The organism is Seongchinamella sediminis, from assembly GCF_003457605.1.
GTDB classification, from domain to species: Bacteria; Pseudomonadota; Gammaproteobacteria; order Pseudomonadales; family Halieaceae; genus Halioglobus; species Halioglobus sediminis.
Genome location: NZ_QRAN01000002.1, coordinates 37,993 through 57,244 on the forward strand (window position 1 = coordinate 37,993; position 19,252 = coordinate 57,244).

The window sequence follows — 19,252 nt, forward strand, 5'->3', positions numbered from 1 at the left end:
TTGCCAATTCTCAATTCAGATCAGGAACAGGGCCAGTACCGCAACCGCGGCGAAGCCGACCACCAGGATCACGGCATAGCTGACATAGACCAGCAGTGACTTGAACAGGGCTCCCGGCCACCCTGAATCATAGGTCCGGCGCAGGGCCAGGGGCAGGTAGATCAGCAGGCCCAGCAGCAGCCAGCCATCCAGCGGCAGCGTTAGCAGGTCGACCAGCGATGCCAGCAGGTACAGCAGGTAAACGAAGGAGTGATAGTGCAGGGCAAACACCAGGTGCTGCAGGTAGTGGAACGCTGAGCCCAGGTAAAGCAGCTGGACCAGCAGCGCGAATACCGGCAGCAGCAGGAACATCATCTGCGGCAGGTAGTCGAGCATGACCTCCATAAAGCGGTTCGGGTCATCGCGCAACTTGCCGGCATTGCCCTCAATGCGCTGCTCTGCGTCCTGCAGCCAGCGGGGGCTGCCCTCGTCGGCGATGCCGAGATCCAGGGTGAAGTCACTGGGATCGTCGACCTCGTCCGGAATGCGGGCTACATCGTCATCCACGCCGATCACAATCATGCCATCGCCCGCCTGGCTCTCGCCGCCCTGCAACTGCGCGGAGTTGAGGGACACCACCAGGAAGACAATAAAGCTGATCACCAGGTACAGCCTGAGGGGCGGCAGGTAGCGTGCCCGGCGACCGGCCATGAACTCGGCGCTGAGAAAGCCGGGGCGGAACACGAGGTAACCCAGGGTGCGCCAGAAGCGCGAATCCATATCCAGCACATCGCCCAGCAAGTCCCCCGCCAGGTCCAGAAAGCGCTTGTCCGCCCGGCCCTCGCGCTGGCCGCACTCGGAACAGTACTCGCCGATGATTCGCGCCCGGCAATTGCGGCAGTATTGCCCTTCTTTTCCCATGCTGAGCCCGCTCTGGTTTTATTGTTCCGGTGTACGCCCGTAGCTGCAGAGGCTACCATAGAGCTAACCCTCGCTGCGACGGCAACCGCGGAGCCATGCACTTGAAACTTTCAGCCTTCGGGGAAAAATTTTCCGGCCAGTCGGGCATCGTCGAACTGATGGACGACCTCGGGACCGCCCTCAACGAAAATCCGGACATGATCTTCATGGGCGGCGGCAACCCCGGCCGCCTGCCGGAAATGGAACGGATTTTCCAGCAGCGGCTGGAAACCATCATGTCGGACCCGGCCCAGCGCCACAGCCTGTTCGGCATTTACCAGTCGCCCCAGGGCGACCGGGAATTCCGCCAGCGCCTGGCGGCCTTCCTCAGCAAGCACTACGGCTGGCCGGTGGGAGAAGAAAACATCGCCGTCAGCAATGGCAGCCAGTCCGCTTTCTTCGTGCTGTTCAACATGCTCGCCGGGGAGATGCCCGACGGCCACCGGCGGCGTATTCACCTGCCCCTGGCGCCGGAATATATTGGCTATGCCGACGCCGGCCTCAGCGACAACTTTTTCTCCGCCACCCGGCCCAGCATTGAGCGCATCGACACGCACCTGTTCAAGTACCACGTGGATTTCTCCCAGCTGGAGATCGATGAGTCGGTGGCGGCGCTGTGCGTGTCCCGGCCCACCAACCCCACCGGCAACGTGCTGACCGACGATGAGGTCGCGCACCTGGACAGCATTGCCCGGGCCAGCGACATTCCCCTGATCATCGACGGCGCCTACGGCCTGCCCTTCCCCAATATCCTGTTCGAGCAGGCCACACCCCACTGGAACGACAACACCGTGCTCGCCCTGAGCCTGTCCAAGCTGGGGCTGCCGGGCGTGCGCACCGGCATCCTGGTGGCCAGCGAGGAGCTGATCAAGGCCTATACCAACGCCAACACCATCGTCAGCCTGGCCTGCGGCACCCTGGGTCCGGCCCTGGCGCGGGCACTGTTCGACAGTGGCGAGATCCTCAGCCTCAGCCGCGACTATGTCACCCCCTTTTACCGCGAGCGCTCGCGGCAGGCGGTCGCCTGGTGCGAGGAGTTCCTGGGCGACCTGCCCTGGCACGTGCACAAGCCCGAGGGCGCGATCTTCCTCTGGCTGTGGTTTGAAGGCCTGCCGATCAGCAGCCAGGCTCTTTACCAGCGCCTGAAACAGCGCGGCGTGCTGGTGGTGCCCGGGCACAACTTCTTTGTCGGTATGGATGATGACTGGCAGCACAAGCACGAGTGCATCCGGGTGTCCTACGCCCAGGACGCCGCCAGGGTGCGCGAGGGTATCGGCATTATTGCCGAGGAAGTTCACCGGGCTTACCGGGAAGACTGAGTTGCGCGCCGAATCGAACCGGATCCGCAATTGATGGTCAGAGCAAGAACTGCAGGCCCTGAGACAAGGAATTTTCATGCCCCGTTTTCTCGTTTACCTTTTCGCCATCCCGCTGGTACTGGTACTGGTCGGCTTTATCCTGGTATCGCTGTTGCTGGACAAGGAAAAAATCCTCGACCTGGCGGCCGAGGAACTCAAGGCCAAGACCGGGGCGACGCTGGCAGTCGGCGGCGCCGCTGAACTGAGCTTCTTTCCCCGCCTCGGCCTCAGCCTGGAGCAGGTGGCGCTCGACATGCCCGGTGAACAGCAAACCAGCCTGCAGGCCCGCTCCCTCGAGATCGGCGTGCAGCTGATGCCGCTGCTGTCGAAACAGGTCGCCATCGACAGCATCCTGCTGGACGGCGTGCTGGTCTCGATGACCACTGAACCCGCTCCGGCCCCGGTTGACACCAGCGCCCTCAACGACGAACAGCTGGCCCGCTTCTACCAGCAGCGGGAAGCCGCGCGAGAGGCCGCGGGGAAGGCCACCGGCGCGGAAAACGTGCTGGCGATCCCACTGGCGCTGGAGGTAGCGCGGCTGCAGATTACCGACTCGCGCCTGGAAGTGCGGGAAGCCGGCAGCGATACCCAGGTGATAGACATCGCCAGTCTCACGGTCAGGGAGCTCAACCTGGAGGGTCGCTCCATTCCGGTCGAGGCCAGCATCACCGTGGCTGGCGAGCAAGCAATGGAGCTGAGCCTCCGGGGCAAGGTCATGATTAACCAGGACACCCAGGTGATCGGCCTGGAGACCCTGGACATCGAGCTTGGCGGGGCACTGCAGGCGCCAGTGACCATGACCACCTCCGGGGAGGTGGATATCAATCGCCAGGTGGCGGACCTGAACCTGGTGGCGAACATCAGCGACACCCGGGCCGAGGGCCAGCTGCGCTATGCCAGCTTCGAGAGCCCGCAGGTTGACGCCCAGCTGCGCCTCAACCGCTTCACCCCCGCCCTGCTGGCCCTGGCGGGCCCGGAGGCCGCAGCGGCGGAGTCTGCTCCCGCCGGGGGCGAGGCCGCCAGTGACGAGACAGATGTACCGTTGCCGCTGGATGCCCTGCGCCTGATGGATACCCGGGCGGACCTGGTGATCGAGGAGGTCATCTGGGGCAGCCACCGGGTGCAGCAGCTCAAGGCCAAACTGCGGGTGCTAAACGGCGAGGCCATTTTTCCCAGCATTACCGGGACCATCCACGGCGGTTCCCTGGACATGAAAGCCAGCCTCAACGCCAAACAGAGCACCGCCAGGATCAACACCCAGGGAACTCTGCTGCAGCTGGATATCGCCAGCGTCCTGGCGGCCGCGGAGGTAGAGCCGGTGCTCAGCGGCAGGGCCAACCTGGACTGGAAGCTGCACGGTAAGGGCAATACCAGCGGCGCCATCAGCCAGACCCTGCGCGGGCCGCTGAATTTGCGCACGGAACAGGCGGTGCTGCAGGGGCTGGGGGTGGAGCAAATGCTGTGTGAATCGGTGGCGCTGGTCAACCGGGAAGCGCTGTCCGCCGACTTCCCCGCGGACAGTGCGTTTGAGGAGCTGGCGGTCACCCTGCAGCTGGGCAAGGGCAAGGCCCGCCTGCAGCCACTGACCGCCCGCCTCCCCGACATCAGCCTCAGCGGTGAGGGCGAGATAGACATTGCCAGCCTCGACTTTGACACCACCTTCAGTGCCCGGCTGTCACCCGGCCTCGAGCAGCTGGACCCGGCCTGCCGGGTCAATGAACGCATCACCGCCATCGCCTGGCCAGTCAACTGCCGCGGCAACGCCACCGGCGACCCCGCTGACTGGTGTGCGGTAGACAGCAAGGAAATCCTCGAGGACCTGGCCGGCAACGAGCTCAAGCGCAAGGCCCAAAAAGAGGTCGAGGAAAAATACGGCGAGGAAGCCGGGGCGCTACTCAAGGGCCTGCTGGGAGACTAGGGCCAGACCAGTTAGTGTGAACAAGCCCTAACCTTTAGCTGGATCAATTTTTAGCGGCGTCAGGACTGCTAGGCTGGTGGTGAATCAAGCGCAAGGATTCCAGTGCCTGCTACTCTGAAAAAACTGCTCACCGCCATGGTGGGCAGCCTCCGCGACCTGTTGCCGATTATCCTGGTGATCCTGTTCTTCCAGTTCGCGGTGCTGCAACAGCCCCTGCCCAATATCGGCCAGATCCTGGTAGGAGTGCTGTTTGTGATGCTGGGGCTGACCTTTTTCATTCACGGTCTGGAGCAGGGCCTGTTTCCCATTGGTGAATCCATGGCCGGCGCCTTTGCCCGCAAGGGCAGCCTGTTCTGGTTGGTTGCCTTTGCCTTCGCCCTCGGCTTCGGCACCACGGTCGCCGAGCCGGCGCTGATCGCGGTGGCCGCGGAGGCCGCTACAGTGGCGGCGGAGGGCGGCATGATCGCCCCCTCCGACGATGCCCGCAACGAGTACGCCAACGGCCTGCGCTACACGGTGGCGTTCTCGGTGGGCCTGGCGATTGTCATCGGGGTGGTGCGAATCCTCAAGGGCTGGCCGGTGCAGTGGCTGATCATCGCTGGCTATGTACTGGTGGTGGTCATGACCATGTTCGCGCCGCGGGAAATCATCGGCATCGCCTACGACTCGGGCGGCGTGACCACGTCGACGATTACCGTACCGCTGGTGACCGCCCTGGGGGTCGGTCTGGCCTCCTCCATTCGCGGCCGCAATCCGATGATCGACGGTTTTGGCCTGATCGCCTTCGCTTCCCTGACCCCGATGATTTTCGTCATGGCCTACGGGATGCTGATCTGATGGAGATGCTGGCGGCGATCTGGACCACCACCCTGACCACGGTGAAGGACGTCATGCCCATCGCGGTGATTATCTTCGGCTTCCAGTTCGCGGTCCTGCGGCGCCGGCCCGCCAACCTGGGCCAGATCCTGTTTGGCTTTTGCTGGGTGCTGGTGGGCCTGTCGCTGTTCCTGCTCGGGCTGGAGTGGTGCCTGTTCCCCCTGGGCCGGCTGATGGCGGCGCAGTTAACCGACCCCGGCTTCATCCGCGGCGCCCTGCAGGCGGGTGAAAGCGCGGCCGCCGTGTCCTGGACCGACTATTACTGGGTTTACATCTTCGCCTTCATGATCGGTTTCAGCACCACCATCGCCGAACCCTCGCTGATTGCGGTGGCGATCAAGGCCAGCGAGGTGTCCGGTGGCGCCATCGGTATCCGCGGACTGCGGGTGGCGGTCGCCCTGGGCGTTGCGGTGGGCATATCCCTGGGCTGTTACCGGATCGTGGTCGGCGACCCGATTCACTGGTACATCATCGCCGGCTACGTGCTGGTTGTGCTGCAGACCGCGGTGGCGCCAAAAATGATTATTCCCCTGGCCTACGATTCCGGCGGGGTCACGACCTCTACCGTCACCGTACCGCTGGTGGCCGCGCTGGGTCTGGGCCTGTCCGAGACCGTGCCCGGGCGCAACCCGCTCATCGACGGCTTTGGCCTGATCGCCTTTGCCAGCCTGTTTCCCATACTGTCGGTAATGGCCTACGCTCAGCTCTCGGAACTGCGCAGCGCCCTCGCCAGAAGACGCAAGAGAGACGCGCAACAGCGCGCATAAGGAGAAGTCATGCACTTCAAGATGATTATCGTATTCGCCGAGGACGACAAGACCGAGGCCATCATGGATGCCGCCAGGGAGGCCGGGGCCACCGGCGCCACCGTCATCGCCAACGCCCGCGGCGAGGGGCTCAAGGTCAGCAAGACCTTTTTCGGGCTGAGCCTGGAAACCCAGCGCGATGTCATCCTGATGCTGGTGGAGCAACACCTGGCGCGACACATCCTGGAAGAGATCAACCGGGCCGGGGAACTGGACGACCAGCCCGGCAGCGGCATCGCCTTCCAGCTGGATGTGGAAGACGCGGTGGGCATCACCCGCCAGGCCATGCAGCTTTCCCAGAACCTGGAGGATTTGATCTGATGAATCGCACTGTCATTAAAGCCCGGGATGTCATGCATGCCAGGCACCTCGAACTGGACGGCATGGCGACCGTGGCCGAGGCGCTCAGCGCCATGCGGGAGGCAAAGTCGGAGGTGCTGATCGTGAAAAAGCGCAACGAGAACGACGCCTTCGGCATCGTCCTGCTGGCCGACATCGCCAGGGAGGTGCTGGCCAGGGACCGGTCGGCGGAGCGGGTCAACGTGTACGAGATCATGTCCAAGCCGGTGATTTCGGTAGAACCGGACATGGACGTGCGCTACGTGGCGCGCATGTTCCAGAGCTTCGGCCTGGCCAATGCCCCGGTCATCGAGAACGGCAGGGTCATCGGGATCGTCAGCTACAGCGAGCTGGTATTCGAGGGCCTGTGCAAGCTGATCGACTGACGCCGCTACTCCGGCATGTGGGGAGCGTCATCCTCCTCCAGCGGATGGGCGGGGTCCGCCGGCAGTTTGCCCAGCAGCTTGACCAGGTGGGCCGCATGGGAAGCCTCTTCCGCGGCGAACTGGCTGGCCAGCCGGCGGGTCTCCTCATCCTCACTGGATTCGGCAAAGGAACGGTAAAAGCGCTCGGCGGCGCGCTCGTTATCCAGCGCCAGCAACATGGCCTGGCGCAGGGTCATGCGGTAGTGTGCGGCCTCGTAGCTGAGCGCTTCCGGTGATTCCTCTTCCGGCCACACATACTCCCAGGCCTTGAGGTCGGGCAGTTCGTATTGCGCGGCGATTTCCGCCACCTCGTCAAGGTGCAATCGCGATTCGTCCGCCATGCGGGCGAAGAACGCCGCCACCGGTTCGTTCTTGTGCTCGGCCATGGCCTCGGACAGCTCGATGTAGCGCTCCCTCGCCTCTGACTCCAGTTCCACCGAGTGGGCCAGAAACTCTCCCAGATGCTGTTTGCTCATAACCTGAATCCCTCGCTGATATCCACTGCCTGGACCTCGCCCCGCGGCGCCGGCCAGCTGTCACGCGGCGCGGCATACAACAGCCCGGTCTGGAAGCCGTCTTCATGATGAAACAGGCTGGCGGCGACGTCGGCGTCACTCAAGGCCGGCTCTTCCCGCTCGCTGACAATAGCCTTCCAGTCCGTCTGCTCCGGACAAAAGGTAATGCACTGGGACAATACATGCAAAAAACTGAAGCCCGGGTGTTCGATGGCCCCGGCAATCAGCCCGGCCATCTGGTTGGGGTTGCCGGAATAGCCGCGGGCGATCCAGGGGGCACCCGCGGCCAGCGCCAGTGCCGCCGGCTTGAAGGGGCGCACACCGGGCCCGTGGGGCGTGAGCTTGCTGTTATCCCAGTCCGCCGGGGTGGTGGGGGATGCCTGGCCCTTGGTCATGCCGTAGACCTCATTGTCCATGGCGATATAGGTGATATTGACGTTGCGCCGGCAGGCGTGTAGGAAGTGATTACCGCCGATGGAAAAGCCGTCACCATCGCCGCCCAGGGCAATCACCGTCAGGTCCGGTCGGGCGACCTTGAGGCCCTGGGCGATGGCCAGGCCCCGGCCGTGAACACCGTGGAAGCCGTAGCTGTCGACATAGGCGGGCAAACGCGAGGAACAGCCAATGCCGGAAACCAGCACGGTGTCGTCCCTGGCAATGCCGAGACCGGCGAAGGCCTTGGTGATGGCGTTGAGTACCGAATAGTGGCCGCAGCCCGGGCACCAGATCGGCTTGACCTCCGATTTGTAGTCCCTGGCCCTGGCGGTAGCAGACTGCTTCATCAGTTCCCCTCCCCGTTGATGTAGGCGGCGATCGCCCGCCCGCTCAGGGGCACCGGCCCCGCCCGGCTGTAACTGGCCACCGGCATCGCCAAGTCCAGCTGGCCACGCAGGTAGTGGAACAGCTGGGCGCCGTGATTCTGCTCCACCACCACGACTTTGCGGCAGCCGGCCAGCGCCGCCGCCAGTTGCTCCCGCTGCAGGGGCGCCAACAGGCGCAGGGCCACCGTGCGGGTGGCCAGGCCCTGGCCGGCCAGCAGGCAGGCGGCCTCGCTGACCGCCGCCCAGGCGGAGCCGAAACACAGCAGGGCCAGCTCCCCGTTGCCCTCGATACGGGCCCAGGCGTCACCGAAGGAGTAGCGTGCCAGCTTGTCGGCCCGCTTCGCCAGCTGCCGCTGGTGGTCCGCGTCCCGGGCCGAGGGCGTACCGCGCTCGTCGTGCTCCAGGCCGTCGGCGGTAAAGCGCTGGCCGGCGTCACCGGGAACGGCGAGGGTCGACACGCCGGACTCGGTCAGCCGGTAACGCAGGTAGTCGTTGTCTGCCCCGGCAGCCGCAAATGCCGGCGGCGGACAGCGCCCGGGCTCGCTGATCACCGCGGTGGACTGGCCGATAAACTGGTCGGAAAGCACGATTGCCGCCGTCTGCAGCCCCTGCGCCAGATGCACCGCCCAGGCGCTGGTATACACACAATCGGCAATGTCCAGGGGCGCCAGCACCAGGTGCGGGGCATCGCCATGGAGCCCGTTGAGGGCAATATTGAGGTCGCTCTGCTCCGACTTGGTGGGAATACCGGTGGAGGGTCCAGCGCGCTGGACGTCGAGTATGGTCACCGCGGTTTCACTGGCCACTGCCAGCCCGATGCTCTCGGTCATCAAGGCCAGCCCGGGGCCGGAGGTGGCGGTGAAGGCCGGCACGCCGCCAAAGGCCGCGCCCAGGGTCATGTTGATCGCCGCCAGCTCGTCTTCCGCCTGCACCAGCTGGCCACCGACCTGCTCCAGCCCACCGGCCATCCACTCCAGCACATCGGAGGCGGGCGTGATCGGGTAGGCGGCGACGAAGCGGACACCGGCCTCCAGCGCACCCAGTCCCGCCGCCTGGTTGCCGCTGATGTACCAGCCTCCGGGCTCGCCCGGCGGCGGTGTCACCAGTTGCATGGGCGGCGACAGCTGGCTGCCGGCCTCGATACAGGCCGCGGCGGCATCCCGGTAAGCCCGGGGTTTTGCCGCCAGCTTGTTGCCGGCCAGCGCCTGCAGTTCGGTGCTGGCCAGCCCCAGCATGCGCCCCAGCAGACCCAGGGCAATCATGTTTACCCTGCCGTCTGCGTGGGTCGTGGCGGCCAGGGCGGCCATTGGCAGGCGGTGCACGACGGGGTCTGCCGCCTGCACCGGCTCCGGCAGCTCGCCGTTTTCCTCGCAGATCACCAGCGCCCCCGGCGCCAGGCTTATCTCATCGCCGAAGCGGGTGAAGTTCTTCCAGTCGAAGGCCAGCAGCAGGTCGTAGCTATCGGCGGGAGTGTAGTGTTCGGATTCAGTGAGTTTCAGCAGGGCGGCGGATTCGCCGCCGCGTATCTGTGGCCCGAAGGCCTTGCGCAGCAGGCCCCGGCCACCGCCCGCGGCCCAGGCCTGCAGCAACAGTTCGCCAACGGATATGACACCGGCGCCTCCGGCGCCGGTTATTGCAATGGAAAGCTGTTGCCGAGCCATGCCCTGTTACTCGCGATTGGGAGCCACCCAGCATAGCGCCGGGCGCGGCAATGGCTACCGCAAACCCCCGCAAATTTGTCCTGGCTCAATAAATTACCCCGGCCGCCCGACAGCGCGATTCAGGCCGCTCGCAGGGCGCGCCCCAGGGTTTTGCTGCCCAGGGCCGGGCCAAACTCACCGTCACGCCACACCGGCTCCCCGTTGATGAAGGTGTGAGTGACCACCCCGTCCGAGCGGCTGACCATCTGCTTGTGCTCGAACAGCTCGCGGTACACAAGTTGCCGGCCGCTCTTGTCGTCCCAGGCCTTCAGCGCCTCGGGATCGATCATGGTGATATCAGCCTGATCGCCCAGCTCCAGTGTGCCCACGTCCAGGCCAAAGAAGGCGGCCGGCTCGCTGGTGAGGCGCTTGACCATGGTCGCCACGGTCCGCAGTGACTTGCGCTGGGCGAGCTTGAGCGAGTGCAGGTTGGCGTCAAAAAACGCCATGTTGGTAATGTGCGCCCCGGAATCATTGAAGCCAGGCAGAGTGTGCTTGTGCAGCAACAGCTCCAGGGTCGCCTCTTCATTGGTGTTGGCCACATCCACCCAGTAGCGGAATTGCTTGTCGTACTCGCGCATCATGTGGAGCATGAATTCGGCGTCGTCGCCAATGGGCCGGGGAAACTTGCCGAAGGCCTCGCCCTCGGCCGCGGAGCGGGCGGCATCGGCCTGGCCCCGCTGGAAGCGCTCCAGCCGCTGGTAGACCTGCTGCAGGGTTTCGCCCTCCCAGTCTGCCACCGGGGCGCCGTCGAAGTGCATCATATCGAGCTGGCGCGGCACCAGAATGTCCGGCAAGCCGAGTTTGGCCTTGATGCTGGCGAAATCCCGGTCGCCGCGGCCGTGGCGCCAGTCCTCGCGAAATTGCTCAATGAACGCAGGATCGTTGAGCAGGGCCCGGCGGCCTTCCACGTCGTCGTATTCCTTCGCGATCAGCTGTGCGGTTGAATCGAGCTCCTCGTACAGGGGGCTGACGATGCCGTCCGACCAGATACGGAAATTGGTGCCCAGGGCCTGGAAATGCATATTGCCCTGGAACAATCGGCTGTTCATCAGCGCGGCAAAGCCGAGAAAGCCCCGGGCGGCTTTTGGCGCCAGCACGAACTCCACCGCCGACAGGGCCGAGGTTTTCAGGGTCTTGCCGAACAGGCGACCGCTGGTGAGCATGAAATAGAGGAAGGCCTTGAGCCGGTTCTCGATGATCGGGGTGGTCTGCCAGACCCGGGCGCGGTTGCGCACCACCCGCAGCAGGCGCTTGAGCTCGCCAAAACTGGCGAACTGGGTGGGGATGCGCTTGTCGGTGTGGGGGTCATTGGACAGGTAGTGGAATGGCAGGCCGTCGGTGCTCATGCCGATGTAGCCCTGGTCCATGGCGGTATCGAGCAGTGACTCCATGCGCTGCAGCTCCGCCTCGGTGGGCTCGCGGGAGATACTGGACTCCAGCCCCATCGCCTCGATGCGCAACATCGAGTGGGGCACAAATACCCCCACGTTGGGGCCCAGCGGCATGTTGTCGAAATGATCCATGTACTCGCCGGTGTTCTGCCAATCCACCGCCTCCACGCACTTGCGCAGCACCGACTTGGGGATGTTCTCGACCCGGGTGAAGCAGTCGACGATGGGGTCCTGCCCCTCCTCCAGCTGGCTGCCGAAACAGGTACCCAGGCTGCAGTTGCCCACCAGCACCGTGGTGGTGCCGTGGCGCACCACCTCGGGCAGGCCGGGCTCCAGGTCCACTTCGAGATCCAGGTGGGTGTGAATGTCCAGCAGTCCCGGCATCAGCCACTGGCCGCTGCCGTCAATGACCTCGGCCGCCATCGAGCGCGGCAGGAACATGCCCTTGGCGGCAATCTTGCCTTTTTTGATGGCGATATCCATCTCCCGGGGTTTTTCACCTGTACCGTCAAAGACCAGGGCGTTCTGGATGAGGGTGTCCCAGGTTTTTCTCGACATACAGGTCTCCAGAATCTTCTTTTGTCTGGTTGCGTTATCATGCACTTGCACCCGTATATACCAGATCAGACTGCCACAGGATAGTTCCAGCCCATGGGCCCGATACCCTTTGACAATACCTATGCCCGCCTGCCGGCGGAATTTCACACCCGGCTGGCGCCCACCGCGGTGGCGACACCGGGGCCGATTGCCGTCAACCGGGACCTGGCGCAGGCGCTGGGCATCGACCCGGACTGGCTGGCCTCAGCGGAGGGCGTGGCCACTATCGCCGGCAACCAGCTGCCAGCAGGTGCCGAGCCGCTGGCCGCGGTGTACGCGGGACACCAGTTCGGCAGCTACAACCCCCAGCTCGGGGACGGCCGGGCGATACTGCTGGGCGAGGTGCTGGATGCGGACGGCAAGCGCTTTGATATCCAGCTGAAAGGTGCCGGCCCCACCCCCTATTCCCGCGGCGGCGATGGCCGCTCCCCCCTGGGGCCGGTGCTGCGGGAGTACCTGGTCAGCGAGGCCATGCATGCCCTGGGCGTGCCCACCACCCGCGCACTGGCGGCGGTGACCACCGGCGAGCAGGTGGCGCGGGACCGCTTCCTGCCCGGGGCGATCCTGGCCCGGGTGGCGGCCAGCCACATCCGCATCGGCACTTTCCAGTATTTCGCCGCCCGCCAGGACCCCGACACCCTGGCCATCCTGGTGGACTACGCCCTGCAACGGCACTATCCCGGGCGCTCCGGCGCCGGCAACCCGGCCCTGGCCCTGCTGCAGGCGGTAATCGCCGCCCAGGCGGCGCTGATTCCCCGCTGGCAGCTGCTGGGCTTTATCCACGGCGTAATGAATACCGACAATATGCTGATCAGCGGCGAGACCATCGACTATGGCCCCTGCGCGTTCATGGACCACTTTGACCCGGCCAAGGTATTCAGCTCCATCGACCACGGCGGCCGCTACGCCTACCGCAACCAGCCGGGCATTGCCCACTGGAACCTGGCGGTGCTGGCGCAGGCGCTGTTGCCGCTGTTACATGAGGACCAGGAACAGGCCGTGGAGCTGGCCCAGTCCGCCGTCGATGAGTTCCCCACCCTGTTTGAGGCGGCCCACCTGCGCGGGCTGGCCGACAAGCTCGGCCTGGACGAAATCAAGCCGGCGGACCGGCCGCTGGTGGATGAGCTGTTCGAGCTGATGAGCAGTGAGCAGGCTGACTTTACGCTCTGCTTCCGCCGCCTGTACGACCACGCAACAGCGCCGGCACAGCAGGTAGGTGATCTATTCGAATTCCCCGACAGCTTTGTACCCTGGCTGTCCCGCTGGCGCCAGCGCCTTGACGCCGACCAGCTGACCCCGGAGACGCGGGCCCGGCGCATGGCCGCGGCCAACCCGGTATTTATCCCCCGCAATCACCTGGTGGAGGCGGCGATCCGGGCGGCGGAAGACGAGGACGACTTCAGCGTATTCGAGGCCCTGCTGGCGCGGGTAACCCGGCCCTGTGAGTATGCGCCCCGGGACCGGGACTACGCCCTGCCCGCCGCGCCGGAACAGGCGGTGACACAGACCTTCTGCGGGACCTGAGCAGGCCAGCGCCGGCTGCCCACCCCCCTGCAAGCCGTGGCTGCTTCAGAGCAGCTCTGCCAGCGTCTTCGCCGGCATGCCCAGCCTGGCCCGCTCCGCGTTCATGGTCGCCTCCACCTCCTGCAGCAATTGCCGGAACTCCGCATTTTCATTCAGTGGACCGGCGAACAGGCGCGCGAATATGGCGATGCGAAGAGGACCCAGTTCGTGCCTACTGTAGACCTCACGCAGTGAGGCCACGGCCTCGGCCTGACGGTCCAGAATAAGCAGTAATTTCGCCCGCGCATCCGACCAGCTCCTGACTGGCAGTCCACTCGCGATTGCCTGGTCAAGGTACTGCAATAATTTCTGCGCCAGTTTATCCGCGCGCCCGGCCTGCCCGGTTTGCCGCAAACAGAACGCATAGTCCGAGGCCAGGCCGAAGTCACTGTCGCCGTCATCCACGTCACCAAACTGCGTGACTTCCTCGACATTCAGGCGCTGCGATACTGCCAGCATATCCCCGCAGCGCCTGTCAGCAATCAGGGCAACCGACAGCACGTGCAGCTGCTCGCGGGACAGGGTTTGCGAATCAAGCGCCATCAAGGCCGCAGCCGTCTCAGTGGGCTTTTCCAGTGCCGCGAAAAGGTCCTCCAGGTGAGCTGGAAACGTACCCTTTGGCATGTCGGTCTCACCCAGCCAGAGGAAGCTTACCAGGTTGCGGTAAAACTGATTCAGCTGTCGTTTCTGCACTTTGTCAGCCGCGTCCATCAGCCGGTACTGGTCGGCCCTGCGCCCCTGGGCAGCGGCAATAATGTATTCCGCCACGTAATACTCCAGGGTTCCCTCGGTCACCGTCTTGCGTATCCGGCTGAAATTGCCCTCATCCGCCTGCTGCTGAAACCAGTTGATCCTCACCGAGCGGTGCAGCGGATCCACTTCAAAACCCCGGTTGACCGCTTCCCGCGCCGCGGCGTACTTACCCAGCGACCTGAGGCAAAAGCTCTGCCAAGTGTAAAGAATGCCCTCGGAGGGCAGCTGAGCGATGGCCTTGTCCAGGCTTTGCAGGGATTGCTCACAGCGACCCCGCACGTTATGCAGCAGGGCCTGGGCGGCGTGGGCCTCGCCGAGCTCGGGGTTAAGGGCAAAGGCCCTGTCCAGGTACTCCTGGGCCAGCCGGTCCGACTCCGGGCCGGGAATGGTGCCGTAGCTGTCCTCCCGCAGCAGCTGGGTGGCCAGCGACAGCCCCGCCCAGGGCTGGGGATAGTCCGGGTCTATGTCGATGGCCTGCTGAAACTGCTTCAAGGCGAATTCCAGCGAGCTGGGGTTGCGCTGCCGCACGTTGTGGCGACCCTGCAGGTAGAGGTTGTAGGCATCGATATTCACCGGCTGCTGCGCTGTCGGCGTCTCCCCCGCCGAGAGGTGCAGCTTGAGGGCGTCGACGATGGCAGCCGAGATCTCGTCCTGCACCGCGAAAATATCCACCAGGTCGCGGTCGTAAGCCTCGGACCACATGTGGTAGCCATCGTCTACCGATATCAGCTGGGCGGTAATGCGCACCCGGGCGCCGGATTTACGCACCGAGCCCTCGAGCACGGTTTCCACCTTGAGCTGCTCACCGATGTCGGTAATCGACTGGTTTTCGCCCTTGAAAGCGAAGGAGGAGGTGCGCGCCGCCACCCGCAACTCGCGAATCTTGGCCAGGGCGTTGAGCAACTCCTCGGAGATACCGTCGGAGAAATACTCCTGCTCCGGGTCATCGCTCATATTGACGAAGGGCAGCACGGCGATACTGCGCGGCTTGCCTTTCTCCGCAGGCGCCGGCGCCGGCTCGGCGGCGGCTTGTTGCTCCGCCGCCGGGGGCGCCAGCAAGGCACCGAAATCCAGGTATTTATCGGCCAGCAGAATGGCGACCGCCATACCCAGCAGCGCAATGATGACCTTGTTCAGCGCCCCTGCGGTCTGACCGGTAATTGATTCGTGCGGTTCCACGTCGGCACTGCGCTTGAGTCCCTCGGGGGTAAGCTCAAAGGCCCAGGCGAAGAACAGGGCAAAGGGAAAGCCGAGAATACCGAGGAAGGTGACCAGGCTCAGGGTCCACTCGGGAAGCAGCAGGGCCGGGGCCACCAGGTCGGTGATCTGCAGCACCACCCAGGCCAGCACCAGGTAGCCGACGGCCACGCGGAACACGTTGCGGCGTTTCAACTCCCTCAGTAGTGATGCCACTGCGGCGCCCCCTCACTTGTTGGACCGGGCTAATTTACCCTTGATCAGTGTACAACACGCCAGTGACGGCGCCAGTCTGGATTCGCCCGCTGCGACCGGAGGCTTTATAATGCGCCCTCCTCGCCCGCACCCAGACTGAGTCCACGACCTTGAGCACAACATTTTTCGGCAAGACCCTCTCCGGCCCCTTCACCATTCCCTCCGGCATCGTCACCACCGCCGTGCCGATCATGCAGTACATTTTCGACCATATGCCGGAAGTGGGTGTGGTCACCACCAAGAGCATTGGCCCGGAACCGCGGCTGGGCTACCGGGAACCGGTGCTGAGCCAGTATGCCCCCGGCTGCTTCGTCAACGCCGTGGGCCTGACCAATCCCGGCCCCGAGCGTTCGGCGGAACTGATGGCGCAGCTGCGCGTCCCCGAGGATCGCTTTCTGCTGACCTCGATATTCGGCGGCAGCGTGGCCGAGTTTGTCGAGGTGGCGAAGATCCTGGCGCCGGTCTCCGACGGCCTGGAGCTCAACCTGTCCTGTCCCCACGCCAAGGGCTACGGCATGGCCATGGGCCAGGACCCGGAGATGGTGCGGGAAGTAGTGGCGGCGGTGAAGGCGGCAGTGGATATTCCGGTGATTCCCAAGCTGACCCCGAATACCCCCGATATCGCGATCATTGCCCGGGCGGCCGAGGCCGGCGGCGCCGACGGTTTCTGCGCCATCAACACGGTGGGTCCGGGATACACCTCCGCCCACGGCCACCCGGTGCTCAGCAACGGTGCCGGCGGTATGTCCGGCAAGGGCGTGCTGCCCATCGGCCTCAAGTGCGTGAAAGAGGTGGCAGCAGCCAGCGACCTGCCCATCATCGGCTGCGGCGGGGTGTCCAGCGCCGCTGACGTGCGTGCCTACTTTGACGCCGGCGCCAGCATCGTGGGTGTGGGTTCGGCGCTGGTGGGCCTGACCACCGATGAGATCGGCGATTACTTCGCCACCCTGGCATCCGACCTGGCCCGGGACCAGGAGCGCGCCGAATCCAGGATCCGCTACGACGTGGACATGAACTTCCGCCCGGTCACCCTGGTGAAGAACGAGAAAGTCTGCGACGACATCACCATTCTCAGCTTCGATCGCAAGATCAACATCCAGGCCGGGGAGTTCGTTTTCCTGTGGGTGCCGGGTGTCGGCGAAAAGCCCTTCTCGGCGCTGACTGACGACCCCTTCTCGCTGGTGGTGATCGACGTCGGTGAGTTCACCCACGCCATGATGTCACTGCCCGAGGGCAGCGAGTGCTATGTGCGCGGCCCCCACGGCATTCCCATCGACCCGCCCGAGGGCGCGAGGATCATGGCGGTGGCCGGCGGTACCGGCCTGGCCGCGGTGTACCAGGCCGCCCGCGACTTCGGCAACGCGGAAGTATTCGCCGGCGCCCGCACCGCGGAACGGCTGTACTTTCTCGAGGAGTGCCGGCAAATCGCCGAGGTCCACGTGGCCACCGACGATGGCAGCGCCGGCTACCATGGCGTGGTGACCGAACTGCTGCGCCAGCGCCTGCAGGCAATGTCCGCCGATGAGCGGGATGCACTGGTATTCTACAACTGCGGCCCGGAACCCATGGTGCACGCGGCAATCGCGGTACAGCGGGAGTTCTGCCGCGACGAGCAGATCTTCAGCGCCATCGATTACCTCACCAAGTGCGGCGTCGGTATTTGTGGCGCCTGCGCGGCGCCGGACGGCCGCCGGCTGTGCGTGGACGGCCCCTTCCTCGGCGCCTGATGTCAGCCGAGTGAGAGCAGCTTCTGCTGCTCCATGACGGTGTCGATAGGGCAGGTAATCACCGTCACCTTACGGTAGCCCATGCGCTTGAGCTGTTCCGCCGCCAGGGTTGCCCGGCCGCCGGTGGCGCAATGCAGGTAGATTGGGTGGTTCTCATCCGGGACCAGCTCGGTGATTTTCATTTCCAGGATGCCCCGGGGAATATTGAGCGAGTGCGGCGCGTTCAGGTTTTCCACCTCGATGAGCTCGCGCACGTCGACGATAGTGCCCTGGTTTTCGTTGACCTCGGCGGTCGCGGTGGCGGCGTCCACACAGCGCAGGTCCGTGCGGGCCTCGGCGACCAGTTCAGGTACGGTTTTCAACATGCGAACTCTCCCGGATAAAGTAGCTTACACACTGGAATTCTAGCGCTGCGCCAGTTGCCATACCATGCCCTGGATCAACCGGCTGTCTTCGTATCAGGCCTTGAGGTGCTGGGACAGGTCGCCCGACAGGCGCGGAATGATCTGCCTGGCGATGAAATACCAGCCATCGCTGTCGCGGGCGAACTCATCGACGTAGCGCCCCGCCATCAGCGGCTGCAGGGGCAGGGAATCGGTGGCCTGGAACACGGTGAAGTAGGAGCGGCAACGGGCGCTGTCGCCGTCAACCTCGATAATCAGGTTGCTGGTGACATGGTGGGACCGGGGCGTGCCATCCTCGTACAGGCGGGTATAGGCGCGGTAGATCGCGGTGATGGCCTCGGCCCCCTCGGCGTGCACCTGGCCTTCCGGCCCGATATACCTGGCGCGCCCGAGTAGCCTGCCGACGGCGGCGAGTTCGCCCTGGTCAATCAACTCCGCATAGCGGTACACCAGGTTCTCGATGGCTCTTTCTGCTGACACGGTTGAATCCTCCGACATTTCAGTATCCCGCCTCCATATTGACGGTATTGAGTAGCGCCTCTCCGGCCACGTAGCGGCGCAGGTTTTCGGCGGCGATAATGGCCCCGCGACGGAGGCTGTCGCCACCGGCAGCGGACGAGTGGGGGGTGATAATCACGTTGGGCAGCTGCCACAGCGGGCTGTCGGCAGGCAGCGGCTCAGGGTCGGTCACATCCAGGCCGGCGCCGTAAAGCTGGCCGGATTCCAGCGCCGCCACCAGGTCGGCGGTGACCGTGCTCTTGCCGCGGCCGACGCTGATGAACAGGGCCCCTGGCTTCACCGCGGCGAAAAACTGGCGGTCAAACAGCCCGCTGGTAGCGGGAGTCAGCGGCAGGGCGTTCACCACCACGTCGGCCCGGCCGGCCAGCTCATGCAGCTCATCGGCAAGACCCACGTAGCTGACATAATCTGGCCCGGATCGCGACGAGTTGCGCGTGGCGATGACGTTCATGCCCAGGCCGTGGGCGCGCCAGGCCACCTCGGTACCAATCCCCCCCAGGCCGACCACCAGCATGGTCCTGCCGTTCAGCTCGCCAAAGCGCACCTCGCCCCGCAGGCTGTTATCCCAGCGCGATTCGACCTGGGCCCGCTGGTAGGCCGGCAGCCCCCGGGCCAGCGCCATCACCATGGCGATGCTGTGTTCGGCGATGGCCGGCCCCGAAAGCCGCTTGCCGTTGGTGAACACGCGGCCCTTTACCTGCTCCGCGCCCAGGGTGGCACAGCGATCCATACCGACGAAGTAATTGTGCAGCCAGAACAGCTTGCTGGCGGCGGCCACGGTGGCGGGGCTACAGAGGCCGATCAGCGCGTCTACCCCCTGCAACAGTTCAGCGCGCGGGACAAAGTCCCCGGAATCATCAATGACCAGTTCCACATCGCCGGCGGCCGCCTGCAGCAATTGCGGGTAGTCCGGCGCCACCGCCAGGAACATGGGCGGCAGGGTGACCAGCACCTTCTTCGGGGCCCAGCCCGGCAGGGCCGACACGGGCTTGTCTGCCGCCCGCAGGGACAGCTCATCGATGATGCGCGCCGCCTGCGGGCTGGGGCCGCCAGCATGGGCGAGCAGGCCGGTCAGCAGCATGAAAACTGCGAGCGTTGTTCTGGCGATCACGGGCAGGCCTCCGGGCTCGGGGTGAATTGGCATTG

17 protein-coding genes are annotated in these 19,252 nt (G+C 64.9%); 8 read left to right on the forward strand and 9 right to left on the reverse strand.

Features of this window, described 5'->3' with window-relative positions; translation table 11 throughout:
- Positions 1 to 15: 15 nt before the first annotated feature.
- Positions 16 to 900 carry a DUF3667 domain-containing protein gene (locus tag DWB85_RS01760; protein WP_117952483.1) on the reverse strand — a complete coding sequence of 295 codons (885 nt, stop codon included), beginning with the start codon at positions 898 to 900 and terminating at the stop codon, positions 16 to 18.
- A gap of 101 nt (positions 901 to 1,001) precedes the next feature.
- Here DWB85_RS01760 and DWB85_RS01765 point away from each other — a divergent pair, with 101 nt between their 5' ends.
- The 6 genes from DWB85_RS01765 (at position 1,002) to DWB85_RS01790 (ending at position 6,622) form a co-directional block, all read left to right on the forward strand.
- A complete protein-coding gene (locus DWB85_RS01765) occupies positions 1,002 to 2,258 on the forward strand; it encodes a valine--pyruvate transaminase (RefSeq protein ID WP_117952740.1) in 1,257 nt (418 codons plus the stop codon).
- A 76-nt stretch (positions 2,259 to 2,334) separates the two neighbouring features.
- The gene (locus DWB85_RS01770; RefSeq protein ID WP_117952484.1) at positions 2,335 to 4,215 is read left to right on the forward strand and encodes an AsmA family protein; all 1,881 of its coding nucleotides are present in this window, start codon (positions 2,335 to 2,337) and stop codon (positions 4,213 to 4,215) included.
- A 102-nt stretch (positions 4,216 to 4,317) separates the two neighbouring features.
- A complete protein-coding gene (locus DWB85_RS01775) occupies positions 4,318 to 5,052 on the forward strand; it encodes a DUF1538 domain-containing protein (RefSeq protein ID WP_239017194.1) in 735 nt (244 codons plus the stop codon).
- Complete coding sequence (locus DWB85_RS01780) at positions 5,052 to 5,858, forward strand: DUF1538 domain-containing protein (protein ID WP_117952486.1); 807 nt, start codon at positions 5,052 to 5,054, stop codon at positions 5,856 to 5,858. Before DWB85_RS01775 ends, DWB85_RS01780 begins: the two co-directional genes overlap by 1 nt.
- Before the next feature lie 9 nt (positions 5,859 to 5,867).
- Positions 5,868 to 6,218 carry a P-II family nitrogen regulator gene (locus DWB85_RS01785; RefSeq protein WP_117952487.1) on the forward strand — a complete coding sequence of 117 codons (351 nt, stop codon included), beginning with the start codon at positions 5,868 to 5,870 and terminating at the stop codon, positions 6,216 to 6,218.
- Positions 6,218 to 6,622, forward strand: coding sequence for a CBS domain-containing protein (locus DWB85_RS01790; protein WP_117952488.1), 405 nt, complete (start codon positions 6,218 to 6,220; stop codon positions 6,620 to 6,622). Before DWB85_RS01785 ends, DWB85_RS01790 begins: the two co-directional genes overlap by 1 nt.
- A gap of 5 nt (positions 6,623 to 6,627) precedes the next feature.
- Here the strand turns inward: DWB85_RS01790 and DWB85_RS01795 are convergent, their stop codons facing one another.
- The 4 genes from DWB85_RS01795 to DWB85_RS01810 all read right to left on the reverse strand — a co-directional run bounded on the left by DWB85_RS01795 (position 6,628) and on the right by DWB85_RS01810 (position 11,649).
- The gene (locus tag DWB85_RS01795; RefSeq protein ID WP_117952489.1) at positions 6,628 to 7,137 is read right to left on the reverse strand and encodes a ferritin-like domain-containing protein; all 510 of its coding nucleotides are present in this window, start codon (positions 7,135 to 7,137) and stop codon (positions 6,628 to 6,630) included.
- Positions 7,134 to 7,958: a thiamine pyrophosphate-dependent enzyme gene (locus DWB85_RS01800; RefSeq protein ID WP_117952490.1), complete on the reverse strand. Its 825-nt coding sequence runs from the start codon at positions 7,956 to 7,958 to the stop codon at positions 7,134 to 7,136. The genes DWB85_RS01795 and DWB85_RS01800 overlap by 4 nt, the downstream gene beginning before the upstream one ends.
- On the reverse strand, positions 7,958 to 9,658 hold the full coding sequence (locus DWB85_RS01805; protein WP_117952491.1) for a 2-oxoacid:acceptor oxidoreductase subunit alpha: 1,701 nt from the start codon (positions 9,656 to 9,658) through the stop codon (positions 7,958 to 7,960). The genes DWB85_RS01800 and DWB85_RS01805 overlap by 1 nt, the downstream gene beginning before the upstream one ends.
- A 119-nt stretch (positions 9,659 to 9,777) precedes the next feature.
- A complete protein-coding gene (locus DWB85_RS01810) occupies positions 9,778 to 11,649 on the reverse strand; it encodes an N-acyl-D-amino-acid deacylase family protein (RefSeq protein ID WP_117952492.1) in 1,872 nt (623 codons plus the stop codon).
- Between the two features lie 93 nt (positions 11,650 to 11,742).
- Here DWB85_RS01810 and DWB85_RS01815 point away from each other — a divergent pair, with 93 nt between their 5' ends.
- The gene (locus DWB85_RS01815; protein WP_117952493.1) at positions 11,743 to 13,212 is read left to right on the forward strand and encodes a protein adenylyltransferase SelO; all 1,470 of its coding nucleotides are present in this window, start codon (positions 11,743 to 11,745) and stop codon (positions 13,210 to 13,212) included.
- 45 nt (positions 13,213 to 13,257) lie between these two features.
- Here DWB85_RS01815 and DWB85_RS01820 read toward each other — a convergent pair whose 3' ends face one another.
- Positions 13,258 to 15,417 (reverse strand): hypothetical protein, encoded by a 2,160-nt coding sequence (locus tag DWB85_RS01820; protein WP_133300543.1) that lies wholly within the window; start codon positions 15,415 to 15,417, stop codon positions 13,258 to 13,260.
- Between the two features lie 149 nt (positions 15,418 to 15,566).
- Between DWB85_RS01820 and DWB85_RS01825 the strand changes: the two genes are divergently transcribed.
- Entirely contained in the window at positions 15,567 to 17,183 is a 1,617-nt protein-coding gene (locus DWB85_RS01825) for a tRNA-dihydrouridine synthase (protein WP_117952495.1), read from the forward strand.
- Between the two features lie 2 nt (positions 17,184 to 17,185).
- Here DWB85_RS01825 and DWB85_RS01830 read toward each other — a convergent pair whose 3' ends face one another.
- The 3 genes from DWB85_RS01830 to DWB85_RS01840 form a co-directional block, all read right to left on the reverse strand.
- Complete coding sequence (locus DWB85_RS01830; protein ID WP_117952496.1) at positions 17,186 to 17,548, reverse strand: rhodanese-like domain-containing protein; 363 nt, start codon at positions 17,546 to 17,548, stop codon at positions 17,186 to 17,188.
- Positions 17,549 to 17,641: 93 nt separating this feature from the next.
- A complete protein-coding gene (locus tag DWB85_RS01835) occupies positions 17,642 to 18,067 on the reverse strand; it encodes a nuclear transport factor 2 family protein (protein WP_205422642.1) in 426 nt (141 codons plus the stop codon).
- Positions 18,068 to 18,086: 19 nt separating this feature from the next.
- Positions 18,087 to 19,217: a D-2-hydroxyacid dehydrogenase gene (locus tag DWB85_RS01840; RefSeq protein ID WP_162845970.1), complete on the reverse strand. Its 1,131-nt coding sequence runs from the start codon at positions 19,215 to 19,217 to the stop codon at positions 18,087 to 18,089.
- Positions 19,218 to 19,252: the final 35 nt, after the last annotated feature.